We start from the raw sequence: 13,628 nt of genomic DNA, 5'->3' as shown, positions 1-13,628 counted from the left end.
CGTTCTTCGGGGACTGGCCTGAAGTTATCCACAAACCACGCCAACCTCATGCGGAATCGGTGAACTGCACGTAGCGTCCGACCCAACCAGCCTTAGGAGGATCGCCATGGGCAGCATCCACGCTTACGAGACGGCATCCGGCGGACGGCAGTACCGCATCATCTATCGCCGACCAGATCACACCCAGACACAGGAACGCGGCTTCCGCACGAAACGTGCCGCGGAGCTTCGGCTTGCCGAGCTCGAGCTCGCGAAGCACCGGGGCGACTACGTCGATCCGTCCGAGGCTCGCATCACCGCAAGGATGGTCGGCGCCGCGTGGCTGGAATCGCGCGCCGGCGACCTCAAACCCTCCACGCTGCGCACGATCGAGTCCGCGTGGAAGATCCACGTCGAACCGAAGTGGGGCGACCGGCAGATCGGCTCGATCCGTCACTCGGAAGTGCAGGCCTGGGTCGCGTCGCTCGCGAAGACCCACAGCGCGACAACGGTCCGGCGTTGTCACGAGCTGCTCGCCGGCGTACTCGAGGTCGCCGTCCGAGACCGTCGTCTCTCGCGCAACGTCGCTCGCGACATCAAGCTGCCGCGAAAGGTCGGCAAAGAGCGCGCCTATCTGAGCCACGAGCAAGTCGCTGAGCTTGCCGCGATCGCGAAGCATCCCGACCTGGTCGTCTTCCTCGCGTACACCGGCCTCCGATGGGGTGAGGCCACCGCACTGCGAATAAAGCACGTCGACACTGTGCGACGCCGAGTGAGAGTCGAAGAGAACGCAGTCGAGGTCGGTAGCCAGGTCATCGTCGGCACGCCGAAGACGCACGAGAAGCGGACGGTGCCGTACCCGGTGTTCCTCGCGCCGGTCATCGAGCACCTGGTCGCCACGCGACCGAGAGACGCGCTGCTCTTCGGCGACGGCGACCACTTCATCCGACGAGCCAAGTCGACCACCGGATGGTTCAACAGCGCTGTCATGGAAGTCCTCGGTGAGACGCAGGAGCGCATCGAAGCCGCCACCGCTGCCGGCCTACGTCCGCCGCATCCGTTCCCGCGCGTCACACCTCATGATCTGCGCCATACAGCGGCATCGCTGGCGATCAGCGCCGGGGCCAATGTGAAGGCGGTTCAGCGGATGCTCGGCCACGCGTCGGCCGCGATGACGCTCGACACCTACGCCGACCTCTTCGATGACGACCTCTTCGATGACGACCTCGACAACGTGGCCGACGCGCTGGCACGAGCCGCGGACTCGTCGGGCGTCGGAGACGTCCTCGCGTCGTTGGAGAGCGGCGTACGAACGCGGAGTCGACGGCCGTCGTCGACCAGCGATCCGACGACCAACTAGCTTTGACGCGCATTCACAGTCCGTTGCCACGGCCGCGGTGCGGTTCGTCGAGCCCGCGAGCGCCCACAATCGGACGTCAGAAGTGTTGCCATTCCGTTGCCACGAGGCGGTGACTAGCGGATCCAGCATGCCAACTTCCCCGGAAAATCAAGGGTTTTGACACTGTTTCAGAGGTGGGCCCCGTGGGGCTCGAACCCACGACCCGCGGATTAAAAGTCCGATGCTCTACCGACTGAGCTAGAGGCCCTCAGCGTCCCAGCCTAATGGGGGAGCGGCGCGGCATCCGTCACTCGGTGCTCTTCGTGCTGCCGAAGATGATGCCGAGCATGATCCCGAACGACAGGCCGAAGCCGACACCGAGTCCGATGTTGTCGAGGAAGAGCAGGCCGACCACCATTCCGCCGAGCATCCCGAACGCGACCCAGAGGCCGAACGACATCCCGTTCATGTTCTTGTTCGCCATACCTCGACGCTATGAAAGGCGCCGACCGGTGGCATCCCCCTTAAGAGGGAAAAAGGAGGCGGCGCCGCCGAAGCCCGCAGAGCTTCGACGACGCCGCCGGTCAAGAAGACCGTGATCACATCGGGGGCATCAGCACCGTGTCGATGAGGTAAACGGTCGCGTTGGCGGTCTGAACGCCACCGCAGATCACCGTGGCGTCACCGTTGACCATGAGCTCGTCGCCCGAGCCGGTGACCTCGAGGTCAGCGCCCTGGACGGTCGCGTGCGTGCCGACGATCTCGTCGGGCGCAATCTGGCCGGGAACGACGTGGTAGGTGAGGATCGACGTCAGCGTCGCGGAGTCCGTCTTCAGACCCTCGATCGTCTCGGCGGGGATCTTGGCGAACGCGTCGTCGACCGGAGCGAAGACGGTGAACTCGTCACCGTTCAGCGTGTCGACGAGGTTGACGTCCGGGTTCAGTCCACCGCTGACGGCAGCGGTGAGCGTCTTGAGCAGCGGGTTGTTCGATGCCGCGGTCGCCACCGGGTCCTGCGCCATGCCGGCGACCGAGCCGGAGCCGTCCGGAACCGCAGCGGCGTAGTCCGCGCAGCCGGGGCCGACCAGGTTGGCGGCCGGGTCCATCGTGTCCTCGGTCATCTCGGGCGAGGGCGACTCCATCGGAGCCTGCGACTCCATGCCCTCACTGCTGGTGCCACCCTCGGGAGCGGTGCTCGACGAGCAACCGGCGAGAGCGAACGCACCGACCAGCGTCAGAGAGAGTGCTGCGGTCATCTTCTTCTTCGTGCTGAACATGTTGTCCTCCATGTGTTGGGACCGCCCTCTGCGGCGGCGATGTCTGGTCTTCGGAACCACTAGGCAAACGGATTGCACATTTCCCGAGATTCTTTTTCGACGCGTGCCGACCGAGCGGATGCCGAGGGTCACGAAACGCTCTCGATCCCGCATCTGGCCGGGGTTTCGTGCCCCGGCATCCGGGTTCTCCGTCGTCGGGGTGGCATGCTGGGGAGTAATGGTTATCGACGGTGTGGACGTCCCCGAGGACGGGCAGTCGGCGGATCACGCCGGCGACCTGCTCGTCCGTATCGCCGATGGCGACAGAGCAGCCTTTGCAGAGCTCTACGACATGCTGTCGTCGCGCGTGTTCGGCCTGATCCGACGCGTGCTCGTCGACCCGTCCCAGAGCGAAGAAGTACTGCAAGAGGTCTTCCTCGAAGTGTGGCAATCCGCTTCTGGGTTCGCTCCGAACAAGGGGCAAGGAAGAAGTTGGATCCTGACGATGGCTCATCGTCGGGCCGTCGACCGGGTGCGCTCGTCACAATCGAGCGTCGACCGGGATATGCGCGTCGGAGCCCGTGACGCGTACACACAAGAAGAAGGCATAGCCGAGCAGGTTGAGATGAAGATCGAAGGACGACGTGTCGTACGCGCCCTGCGGTCTCTGCCCGACCCGCAACGCGAGGCCCTGACCCTCGCGTACTTCGGGGGCTACAGCCAAAGTGAGATTGCGACGCTCATCGGAGCACCGCTCGGAACGATCAAGACACGCATGCGCGACGGACTGAACCGCCTACGACAGGAGATGGGGGTGACACTGTGAACGAGAAGGATTTCGCCGAACTCTCGGCCGGACACGCGCTCGCCGCGCTGTCCCCGGAAGACGAGCGCGCCTATCAGGACGCACTGGCAGCCCACCCCGAGTGGCAACACCACGTCGACGCCGACGCGCACGTCGCCGGTTTCCTCGCCGAAGGTGCGGGCGAAGAAGCCCCGCCGGCAGAGATCCGTGCGCGACTGCTCGCGCAGATCAGCGGAATGCCGCAGGCCGCGGCGCCTGCAGTTGCCGATGAGCCCGTCGGTGTTGCTGCTGAGCCGGCCGCTGCTGCTGAGCGCGTCTCTGAGGACGAGCCCCGCGAGCCGGTGCACGCCGGACCGTCGACCGAAGCGATCCAAACCGTGGAGCGACGCACCTGGACCCGTGGACTGTTCGCCCTCGTCGCCTCCGCCGCCCTGCTGGTCGGCGTCGGCTGGGGCGTCGGCTCGCTCGTCGAGCGTGCCCGCACGCCCCTCGAGGTGCAGGCGCTCGAGCAGATCGAGTCCGCGCCCGACGCGCAGACCGTCACCGGTCAATTCTCCGACGGCGGCGAAGCCGTGCTGCACTGGTCGGACGAGCTCGACAAGGTCGTCCTCACCACCGACGACGCCCCCGAGATCCCCGCGGACCGCTCGTTCGAGCTGTGGTTCGTCCGCGGCGACGAGCCGATCTCGGCCGGTGTGTTCGACCCGTCCGACGAGGTCACCGCACTGCTGTCGGGCGACTTCGAGCCGGGTGACGTGATCGCCGTGACGGTCGAGCAGAAGGGCGGATCGCCCGACGGTTCGCCCACCACCGACCCGATCATCACCATCCCCACGGCCTGACCCGGGCGCCTCTCGGCGCTGCGGTGCGGGGTAGCCTGGAGCGATGTCTGACGCGTCCCGCGACTTCCACAAGCCGGTCCGCCGTTCCCCCGATTCGTTCGATCGCAACTTCGCTGCGGACGATCCCGCCGAAGCCAGCCGCGTGGCGCACGCCACGGCATCCGCTCTGCTCTCGCGGGTGCGCGAAGCGCCGCACGACGAGGTCATCGACCGGCTCGTGACCTTCACCGATGCGCACGGCATCGCGACCATCGCGGAGCTGTGGGCGCAGTCGCCGGCGCGGTCACTGCCGGGCGCGCTGTGGCGGCTGTACCTGCTGCAGCTGATGATCCACGACGACCCGGCGACATCCGCGCTGCTGTACGAGCGCGGCCGCACGCGACTCTCCTCGGCCGACGTCGTCATCGCGGGCGCGCCGGCTCCAGCGAGTCCCGACGAGCTCGTCTCGCTCATCGACCTCATCATGCGCGGGGTGTTCGCAGGCGACTTCGCGCTCGCGCTCGAGCGCGCGGCGGCGTTCTCGCGCGTCGTCTCGGCCGGGGCGACCGACCTCGCCGACGACTACGACGCGAGCGAGCCGGGGCGCGCGTCGCAGTTCACGACGCGGGCGCTGCGCCTCGACACCTACGCCGGTGACCTCACGGCGGCGGCGGCGCTGTGGCGCCGCGACGGCCTGACCTGAGCCCGGGTACGAAAGTGCCGGGCCGCAGAACGCCTCTCGGCGCGTGGCCGCTCGCAGCGGCTGAAGATGGAGCCCGGGGTTACTGCGGCCCGGCTAGAAAAGTGTAACGGAGGGGCGCCGGGGGTATTCCCCTCGGTCGACGATCTCGCGGCGGCCGGGCGTGTCGGGTCGCGTGTGCGCGGATGCAATGGATGTGCGGCGACACCCGGCATCCGCGGGCTCTCTCGCCGCGTGTCGCGTGGGATCCGTTGCATCTGCGAACGACGGCGGTGACGGATGCTGCCGCGTAGGCTCGTCGCATGGCCTGGCGCTTCGCTCTCATGATCGACCCTGCGGCATCCGACGATGCGCGCACCGACTTCGCCGACACCTTCACCGAGGTGGATCCGTCGGCCCCCGCGCTGACCGTGGGCGAGCTGAGCACGCAGCGCGGCGACGGGATCTTCGAGTCGATCGGCGTCGTCGACGGCCACGCGCAGGAGGTCGAGCCGCACCTCGAGCGGCTCGCGCATTCGGCCGAGATCTGCGAGCTGCCCGCGCCGAACCTGGTGCAGTGGCGCGAGGCGATCCGCCGTGCGCAGGCCGCCTCGGGGGAGGGCGAGGCGGTCATCAAGCTGATCCTCAGCCGGGGTGTCGAGCACGGCCCGACGCCTACCGCGTGGGTGACGGTCGCGCCGGCGGCGGACTTCACGAAGCCGCGCACAGAGGGCATCGCGGTGGCGGTGCTCGACCGCGGGTACAGCATCGACCTACCCGGGCGGGCGCCGTGGCTGCTGCTCGGCGCGAAGACGCTGTCGTACGCGGTGAACATGGCCGCGATCCGCGAGGCGAAGCGCCGCGGAGCCGACGATGCCGTCTTCGTGAGCTCCGACGGTTTCGTGCTCGAGGCGCCGACCGCGTCGCTCATCATCCGTCGCGGCGACACATTCGTGACGCCGGCGCCGAACGGCGGCATCCTTCACGGAACCACCCAGCTGAGCCTGTTCGACCACCTCGCCGTGCAGGGTTACGAGACCGCCTACGAGACGTTGCCCGTCTCGGCCCTGTACGACGCGGATGCCGCCTGGCTCGTCTCGAGCGTGCGCCTCGCCGCGCCGATCACCGCCGTCGACGGGCGCTCCGTGCCGGTTGACGCCGAGCTCACCGCATCCTTCAACCGGTACCTGTTGAGCCCGCGCGACTGACCCGCGCGGCTGCGCCGCCGTTCGCGGATGCAATGGGTCGCACCCGACACGCCGCTTTTCTAGCCACGGATGCCGCGTGTCGCCCGGCATCTTTTGCATCCGCGACCGCACCCCCGCGAACACACCCCGCACACACGAGAACGCGCCGGCACGGAACCCGAATCCGTGCCGGCGCGTGTGCGGCGTCGCTGGCCCCCGGCCGCGACGCGCGTGTCATCCGAAGCGGCCCGAGACGTAGTCCTCGGTGGCCTGCACGGACGGCTTGGTGAAGATGGTGCCGGTCTCGTCGTACTCGATGAGCTTGCCGGGCTTGCCGGTGCCGGCGATGTTGAAGAACGCGGTCTTGTCCGAGACGCGCGAGGCCTGCTGCATGTTGTGCGTCACGATGACGATCGTGTACTCGCTCTTGAGCTCCTGGATGAGCTCCTCGATCGCGAACGTCGAGATCGGGTCGAGGGCCGAGCAGGGCTCGTCCATCAGCAGCACGTCGGGCGAGACGGCGATCGCGCGCGCGATGCAGAGGCGCTGCTGCTGACCGCCCGAGAGTCCCGAGCCGGGCTTCTCGAGCCGGTCCTTGACCTCGTTCCAGAGGTTCGCGCCGCGCAGCGACTTCTCGACCAGGGCGTCGGCGTCGGACTTCGAGATGCGCGAATTGTTGAGCTTCACACCGGCCAGCACGTTGTCGCGGATCGACATCGTCGGGAACGGGTTCGGGCGCTGGAACACCATGCCGATCTGGCGGCGCACGAGCACCGGGTCGACACCCGGGCCGTACAGGTCCTCGCCGTCGAGCAGGACCTCACCCTCGACGCGAGCGCCGGGGATGACCTCGTGCATGCGGTTCAGCGTGCGCAGAAACGTGGACTTGCCGCATCCGGACGGGCCGATGAAGGCCGTCACGCTGCGCGGCTCGATGTCGAGGGACACGCCCTCCACGGCGAGGAAGTCGCTGTAGTAGACGTTCAGGTCGTTGACTTCGATGCTCTTGGACACTTCGGGTGCTTTCTGTCGGATGCCGCGGATCAGCGGCCGAACTTGGGGGCGAACTTCTTCGCGACGAAGCGTGCGATGAGGTTCAGCGCCATGACGATGATGATGAGGGTGAGCGCGCCGGCCCAGGCCCGCTCGAGCGCCGCCGCGACGTTCGTGCCGGGGTTCTGGAACTGGTCGTAGACGAACACCGGCAGCGTCATCATCGGGCCGTCGAATGCGTCCATGTTGAGCGACTGCGTGAAGCCGGCCGTCAGCAGGAGCGGCGCGGTCTCGCCGATGACACGCGAGATCGACAGCATGATGCCGGTCGTGATGCCTGCGACGGATGTCGGGAGCACGACCTTGACGATGGTCAGCCACTTCGGCACGCCGAGGGCGTAGCTCGCCTCGCGCAGCTCGTTCGGGACCAGGCGCAGCATCTCCTCGCTGGAGCGCACGACGACCGGGATCATCAGCACCGAGAGGGCGAGCGAACCCATGAAGCCGGTGTTGAGCCCGGGTCCGTAGAGCAGCGCGCAGACGGCGACGATGAACAGACCCGCCACGATCGAGGGGATGCCGGTCATCACGTCGACGAAGAAGGTGATCGCCTTGGCCAGACGCCCACGACCGTACTCGACGAGGTAGATCGAGGTCATGAGACCGATCGGCACCGAGATGAGCGCCGCCCATCCGGTGACGATGAGCGTGCCCCAGATCGCGTGGACGGCGCCGCCGCCCTCGCCGACGATGTTGCGCATCGAGTACGAGAAGAACATCGGGTCGAAGCGCGCGATGCCGTTGACGACGACGGTGAACAGCAGGGAGATCAGCGGCAGCAGGGCGATCGTGAAGGCGATCGAGACGAGCACCGTCGCGAGGCGGTCAGCAGCCCGTCGGCGCGTCTCGACGACGCTCGAGAGGATCACGAGCGCGATCGCGAACAGCACCACGCCGATGAAGACGGCTGCCGAGATGTTGAAGTCCGCGACGTCACCGCCGCTGTTCATGATCGCGAAGAACACGCTCGAGAGGGCGAGGGCGCCGGCCAGCAGCACCCACGGCATCCACTTGGGCAGCTGACCCGCGGTGAGCGAGTTGCCCACCGGCGTGGGGGTCGCGGAGCGGGTGAGAGTCGTCGTCATCAGTTCGCTCCAGAGAACTCGGCGCGACGGTTCACGATCCACCGCGCGAGCGCGTTGACGGCGAAGGTCACGAGGAAGAGGATGAGGCCCGTCGCGATGAGGACGTTGACGCCCTCGCCGTACGCCTCACCGAAGTTGAGGGCGATGTTCGCCGGGATCGGCGTCGGGTTGTTGGAGTTGAGCACCTGGAAGGTGACCGCACCGGTGGCGGAGAGCACCATGGTGACCGCCATCGTCTCGCCGAGCGCGCGGCCTAGACCGAGCATCGCGCCCGAGACCATGCCGCCGCGGGCGAAGGGGAAGACGGCCATGCGGATCATCTCCCAGCGCGTCGCGCCGAGGGCGAGCGCCGCCTCTTCGTGGAGGACGGGCGTCTGCAGGAATACCTCGCGGGTGATGGCCGTCATGATCGGCAGGATCATCACCGCCAGAACGAGGGATGCCGTGAGGATCGTGCGCCCGGTCGGCGAGACCGCCCCGGCGAAGATCGGGATCCAGCCCAGGTTCTCATTCAGCCAGAGGTAGAAGGGCTGCAGGAGCTGCGAGAAGACCAGGGCGCCCCAGAGTCCGTAGACCACGGAGGGGATCGCGGCGAGCAGATCGATGACGTAGCCGAGGGCGGACGCGAGTCGTCGGGGGGCGTAGTGGGAGATGAAGAGCGCGATGCCGATCGCGAGCGGCGTCGCGACGACGAGCGCGATGACCGATGCCCACAGGGTGCCGAAGACGAAGGGCCAGACGTACTCCCAGAACGGCTTGCCGCTCAGGAACTGCGTCTCGTCGGGGTTCGCGGTGAAGGCGGGCACGCTCTCGACGATGAGGAACAGCGTCACCGCCGCGAGGACGATCAGGATGATGATGCCCGCGCCGAGCGCGGTGCTGGAGAAGACGAGGTCGCCACGGCGACGCATCGGTCGCTTCGTGGGCGCCTGGTCGGTGGCCAGGTCGGTGGTGGTGGGCATCGCAGTCCTCGGGTCGGAAGCGGGCGGACGTGGGGCTGCGGGTGACCCTCCGGGGAGGGCCACCCGCAGCAGGGGTGTTACTGTGCGGCGCCGATCATCTCGATCGCGGTCTGTGCCTCGGAGGCGACCTCGCTCGAGAGCGGGGCAGAGCCGGCGGCCTCGTTCGCGGCGTTCTGGCCGTCCTCGCTGACGATGTACGAGAAGTACGCCTTCACGATCGCTGCGACGTCGGCGTCGTCGTACTGCTGGCAGCCGATGAGGTAGCTCACGAGGGCGATCGGGTAGGCGCCGGCGGGTGCCTCGGCGGGGTTGACGTCGTAAACGAGGTCGCCGTCGGCGCGGCCGTCCTCGAGCGGCGATGCCGCAACGAGCTCGGCGGCGGCCTCGGACGAGAACGGCACGAACTCGTCGCCGACCTTGATGGCGGCCGAGCCGAGGTCGCCGACGCGTGAGGCGTCGATGTAGCCGATGGTGCCGTTACCGGCCTTGACGGCCGCCTCGACGCCAGAGGTCTGCTGCGCAGCCTCGGAGCGCTGGGTGTCGACGGGCCAGGCGTCGTCGTCCTCGTAGGGCCACGCGTCGGGTGCGACCGAGGCGAGGTAGGCCGTGAAGGTGCCCGTGGTGCCCGACTCGTCACCGCGGAAGACCGGGGTGATCGCGAGGTCGGGCAGCTCGACGCCCTCGTTCAGCTCGGCGATCTTCGGGTCGTTCCACTTCTCGATCTTCTCGTTGAAGATCTCGCCGATGACGTCGGCAGTGAGGTTGAGCTCCGTGATGCCCTCGAGGTTGAAGACGACGGCGACGGGGGAGATGTAGGCCGGCACCTCGACGATGTCGTCGGTGGCGCACGCGCCGAAGCCGCCCGTGGCGATCTCGTCGGTCGTGTAAGCGCGGTCCGAGCCGATGAAGTTGCTCGAGCCGGCGAGGAAGTTGTCGCGGCCGGTGCCCGAGCCGGTCGGCTGGTAGTTGACCGTGACGTCCGGGTTGGCGGTCTGGAAGGCTGCGGTCCAAGCCTGCTGCGCAGCACCCTGCGACGAGGCGCCGGTGGCCTTGACGGTGCCCGACAGCGTGCTGCCGCCGTCGGAGGGCTGGCCGCCGCCAGCAGGGGCGGGCTCGTTGGCGGCACAGGCCGACAGGGAGAGGACGGCGACGGCTGCGACAGCGCCCACGCGGGCGATGCGGTTGAGCTTCACGTGTGAATTCCTTCGGGTGATCGGGACACCCCGGTGCGGGGCTGGCTCGACGGTAGGAGTCGCCGGTGACCAGGTTCCGCTCCACAGGTGAACGACAGGTGAACGGGTCGGGTCCGATCGTCTGTCGCTCAGCCGATTCACACTTTGGGGGGATGCGTCTCGATCGCGATGATGCCCGATCCGGGATTCGTCGCCGACAGATGCGCGACGGAGAATCCGCCCACCTCGAGGTCGGCCGCGCTCTCGATGTACGACCCCTTCAGGCTCCCCGTCGCCAGCGCCAGCTCGCTCAGGATCGTGGGGATCACCGGTCGGTGCGAGCACAGCACGGCGGACTTGCGTGATCTCACGCGTTTGCCGACGACCGCGCGCACGTCCGCGTGCCCGTCCTCCCAGGCGTCCTGCGAGAGCAGATCGGTCCGGCGGATGTCGCGCCCCAGCGCCTTCGCGAGCGGAGCCACCGTGTCGACGCAGCGCACGGCGTCGCTGGTGACGACCCGGCGGATGCCGAACGACCGCAGGGGGCCGACGGCCGCCTTGGCCTGGCGCTTGCCCCGGTCGGTGAGGGGGCGGGCGGCATCCTTGCCCTTCCAGTCCTCGCGCGGGGTCGCCTTGCCGTGACGCAGGACGACGATGGGGAACGTCGCGAGGACGCCGTCGTCGACGAGCCGCAGGAAGTTCTCGAGGATCTCGACGTCGACCGGGTAGCTCAGTCGCTCGAGCGCCTTCTTCGGGGTGAGCCACTCGATCGCGGCGATCTCGCGGTTCGGGACGAAGGACGACGCGCGGATCGCGTCCTCGGTCGCCTCGGTGCTCCAGTAGTGGACGATCTTCGTCCGCTTGCTGGGCAGCCGGTACTTCGAGATCCCGACGGGCACCCCGAGGTGCACACGGATGCCGGTCTCCTCGAAGATCTCGCGCACGGCCGTCTCGGCGAGCGTCTCGCCCGGATCGACCTTGCCCTTGGGCAGGGTGATGTCGCGGTACTTCGTGCGGTGGATCGCGAGGACGAGCAGCTTGCCCTCGACCATCCGCCAGACGACGCCGCCCGCGGCGTAGACCGCGGTCTCCGTCATCGCACCGCCCGTGCCCGCCGGCGGCGGAGCACCTGCGACATCGTCTTCTCCTGCAGATCGACGAGGGGGTTGCCCTCGGCATCCAGGTGGTGACGCGTCCACTCGCCCTCGGCGCCCAGATGCCACGAGCTCGTGGTGTCGGACATCGCCAGCTCGAACAGCGAGATGAGCTCGTTCACGTGGGCGGGCTCGGTCACGCGCACGAGTGCCTCGACGCGGCGGTCGAGGTTGCGGTGCATCATGTCGGCACTGCCGATGAACACCTGCGGATCGCCGCCGTGCTCGAACGTGAAGATGCGCGAGTGCTCCAGATACCGGCCGAGGATCGACCGCACCGTGATGTTGTCGCTCACCCCCGGCAGGTCCGAGCGCAGCGAGCAGATGCCGCGCACCCAGACGTCGACCTTCACACCCGCCTGGCTCGCGCGGTAGAGCGCGTCGATGATCTGCTCGTCGACCATCGAGTTGACCTTGATGCGCACGTGGGCGGGCTTGCCGGCCAACGCGTTGCGGCGCTCGCCGTCGATGAGGCGCAGCAGTCCCTTGCGCAGGTGCAACGGAGCGACGAGGAGGCGCTTGAACTTCTTCTCGATCGCGTAGCCGCTGAGCTCGTTGAACAGGCGTGTCAGGTCGCGACCCACCTGCTCGTTCGCGGTGAAGAGGCCGTAGTCCTCGTAGATGCGGCTCGTCTTCGGGTTGTAGTTGCCCGTGCCGATGTGGCTGTAGCTGCGGAGGACGCCGTCCTCTTCGCGGATCACGTGCAGGAGCTTGCAGTGCGTCTTCAGGCCGACGAGGCCGTAGACCACGTGCACACCCGCCTTCTCGAGCTTGCGGGCCCACACGATGTTCGCCGCCTCGTCGAAGCGCGCCTTCACCTCGACGAGGGCGAGGACCTGCTTGCCGTTCTCGGCCGCGTCGATGAGCGCCTCGACGATCGGGCTGTCGCCCGAGGTGCGGTAGAGCGTCTGCTTGATCGCGAGCACGTGCGGGTCGCGCGCCGCCTGCTGCAGGAACGACACGACGCTCGTGGTGAACGACTCGTACGGGTGGTGGACGAGGACGTCCTCCTTGCGGATCGCGGCGAAGATGTCGGCGCGGCCGTTCTGCTCGGCGGGCTGGAACGGCGTCGCCGTCTTCGGCACGTGCGCGGGGTACCGCAGATCGGGTCGTTCGATCTGCGACAGCGAGAACAGCCCGCGCAGGTCGAGGGGAGCCGGCAGTCGGTAGACGTCGTTCTCGGTGATGTCGAGCTCGTCGAGCAGCAGCGAGAGCGTCACCTCGTCCATGTCCTCGGTGATCTCGAGGCGGATCGGCGGGCCGAAGCGGCGGCGCAGGAGCTCGGCCTCGAGCGCCTGGATGAGGTTCTCGGTCTCGTCCTCCTCGATGACGACGTCCTCGTTGCGCGTGAGGCGGAACGTGTGGTGCTCGAGGATCTCCATCCCCGGGAACAGGTCGGCGAGGTTCTCGGAGATGAGTTCCTCGATCGGCAGGTACCGCACGGTCGAGCCGTTCTTCGCCACCTCGATGAGACGGGGGAGCATGGGGGGCACCTTGAGGCGGGCGAACTCTTGGCGGCCGGTGCGCGCGTTGCGGATGCGGACGGCGAGGTTGAGCGAGAGACCGGAGATGTACGGGAACGGGTGGGCGGGGTCGACCGCGAGCGGCATGAGCACCGGGAAGACCTGCGCCGAGAAGTAGTCGTAGAGCGTGCTCCGCTCGGAGTCCGACAACTCCGCCCACGAGACGACCTCGATGCCCGCGTCGGACAGGGCGGGGCGCACCTGCTCCGACCACACCGTCGCGTGACGCTCCTGCAGCGCGTGGGCCGAGGTCGCCAGGTCGGTGAGCACGTCGAGGGGAGCCCGGCCGACGTTGGTCGGTACGGCGAGCCCGGTGAGGATGCGGCGCTTGAGACCGGCGACCCGCACCATGAAGAACTCGTCGAGGTTGCTGGCGAAGATCGCCAGGAAGTTCGCGCGCTCGAGCGTCGGCAGGTTCGGGTCCTCCGCCAGCTCCAGCACGCGCTGGTTGAACGCGAGCCAGCTGAGCTCGCGGTCGAGGTAGCGGTTGTCGGGCAGCTGCGAGTCGTACGCTTCGACGACGTCGTCGAAGTCGTCGTCCGCGTCGCCCAGTCCGGAGTCGTGAACCTGGGTGTCGATCATCCCCACATCATTGCAGGGGACGGTGTCGTCT

At 67.9% G+C, this 13,628-nt stretch carries 13 protein-coding genes and 1 tRNA gene; 5 read left to right on the top strand and 9 right to left on the bottom strand.

The window, feature by feature from the left end; translation table 11 throughout:
- Positions 1 to 106 precede the first annotated feature (106 nt).
- On the top strand, positions 107 to 1,339 hold the full coding sequence (locus ACIGEP_RS13365) for a tyrosine-type recombinase/integrase (protein WP_396662125.1): 1,233 nt from the start codon (positions 107 to 109) through the stop codon (positions 1,337 to 1,339).
- Between the two features lie 174 nt (positions 1,340 to 1,513).
- Here ACIGEP_RS13365 and ACIGEP_RS13360 read toward each other — a convergent pair.
- The 3 genes from ACIGEP_RS13360 to ACIGEP_RS13350 form a co-directional block, all read right to left on the bottom strand.
- Positions 1,514 to 1,586: transfer RNA gene (locus tag ACIGEP_RS13360), tRNA-Lys, on the bottom strand.
- Between the two features lie 39 nt (positions 1,587 to 1,625).
- Positions 1,626 to 1,802: a hypothetical protein gene (locus ACIGEP_RS13355; RefSeq protein ID WP_396662124.1), complete on the bottom strand. Its 177-nt coding sequence runs from the start codon at positions 1,800 to 1,802 to the stop codon at positions 1,626 to 1,628.
- Positions 1,803 to 1,917: 115 nt separating this feature from the next.
- A complete protein-coding gene (locus tag ACIGEP_RS13350) occupies positions 1,918 to 2,595 on the bottom strand; it encodes a fasciclin domain-containing protein (RefSeq protein ID WP_396662123.1) in 678 nt (225 codons plus the stop codon).
- A gap of 217 nt (positions 2,596 to 2,812) precedes the next feature.
- Between ACIGEP_RS13350 and sigK the strand changes: the two genes are divergently transcribed.
- The 4 genes from sigK to ACIGEP_RS13330 all read left to right on the top strand — a co-directional run bounded on the left by sigK (position 2,813) and on the right by ACIGEP_RS13330 (position 6,087).
- Positions 2,813 to 3,400 (top strand): ECF RNA polymerase sigma factor SigK, encoded by a 588-nt coding sequence (sigK, locus tag ACIGEP_RS13345; protein WP_396662122.1) that lies wholly within the window; start codon positions 2,813 to 2,815, stop codon positions 3,398 to 3,400.
- Positions 3,397 to 4,221: an anti-sigma factor domain-containing protein gene (locus tag ACIGEP_RS13340; protein WP_396662121.1), complete on the top strand. Its 825-nt coding sequence runs from the start codon at positions 3,397 to 3,399 to the stop codon at positions 4,219 to 4,221. The genes sigK and ACIGEP_RS13340 overlap by 4 nt, the downstream gene beginning before the upstream one ends.
- Positions 4,222 to 4,264: 43 nt before the next feature.
- Positions 4,265 to 4,903 (top strand): DNA-directed RNA polymerase subunit beta, encoded by a 639-nt coding sequence (locus tag ACIGEP_RS13335; RefSeq protein ID WP_396662120.1) that lies wholly within the window; start codon positions 4,265 to 4,267, stop codon positions 4,901 to 4,903.
- 299 nt (positions 4,904 to 5,202) lie between these two features.
- Complete coding sequence (locus ACIGEP_RS13330) at positions 5,203 to 6,087, top strand: aminodeoxychorismate lyase (RefSeq protein ID WP_396662119.1); 885 nt, start codon at positions 5,203 to 5,205, stop codon at positions 6,085 to 6,087.
- 213 nt (positions 6,088 to 6,300) lie between these two features.
- Here the strand turns inward: ACIGEP_RS13330 and pstB are convergent, their stop codons facing one another.
- The 6 genes from pstB to ACIGEP_RS13300 form a co-directional block, all read right to left on the bottom strand.
- The gene (gene pstB, locus ACIGEP_RS13325; RefSeq protein ID WP_064003118.1) at positions 6,301 to 7,080 is read right to left on the bottom strand and encodes a phosphate ABC transporter ATP-binding protein PstB; all 780 of its coding nucleotides are present in this window, start codon (positions 7,078 to 7,080) and stop codon (positions 6,301 to 6,303) included.
- 29 nt (positions 7,081 to 7,109) lie between these two features.
- Positions 7,110 to 8,204 carry a phosphate ABC transporter permease PstA gene (pstA, locus tag ACIGEP_RS13320; protein WP_396662118.1) on the bottom strand — a complete coding sequence of 365 codons (1,095 nt, stop codon included), beginning with the start codon at positions 8,202 to 8,204 and terminating at the stop codon, positions 7,110 to 7,112.
- Entirely contained in the window at positions 8,204 to 9,166 is a 963-nt protein-coding gene (pstC, locus tag ACIGEP_RS13315; protein ID WP_396662117.1) for a phosphate ABC transporter permease subunit PstC, read from the bottom strand. Before pstC ends, pstA begins: the two co-directional genes overlap by 1 nt.
- 77 nt (positions 9,167 to 9,243) lie before the next feature.
- Positions 9,244 to 10,359 carry a phosphate ABC transporter substrate-binding protein PstS gene (locus tag ACIGEP_RS13310; RefSeq protein ID WP_396662116.1) on the bottom strand — a complete coding sequence of 372 codons (1,116 nt, stop codon included), beginning with the start codon at positions 10,357 to 10,359 and terminating at the stop codon, positions 9,244 to 9,246.
- Positions 10,360 to 10,496: 137 nt separating this feature from the next.
- Complete coding sequence (locus ACIGEP_RS13305) at positions 10,497 to 11,435, bottom strand: NUDIX domain-containing protein (protein WP_396662115.1); 939 nt, start codon at positions 11,433 to 11,435, stop codon at positions 10,497 to 10,499.
- Positions 11,432 to 13,597: an RNA degradosome polyphosphate kinase gene (locus tag ACIGEP_RS13300; protein WP_396662114.1), complete on the bottom strand. Its 2,166-nt coding sequence runs from the start codon at positions 13,595 to 13,597 to the stop codon at positions 11,432 to 11,434. The genes ACIGEP_RS13305 and ACIGEP_RS13300 overlap by 4 nt, the downstream gene beginning before the upstream one ends.
- Positions 13,598 to 13,628: the final 31 nt, after the last annotated feature.

Origin of the sequence: Microbacterium sp. NPDC077663 (genome assembly GCF_044542795.1) — a bacterium.
Classification (GTDB): Bacteria; Actinomycetota; Actinomycetes; order Actinomycetales; family Microbacteriaceae; genus Microbacterium.
Note: the sequence above shows the minus strand (reverse complement) of the source record. Positions and strands in the feature narration are given on the sequence as shown.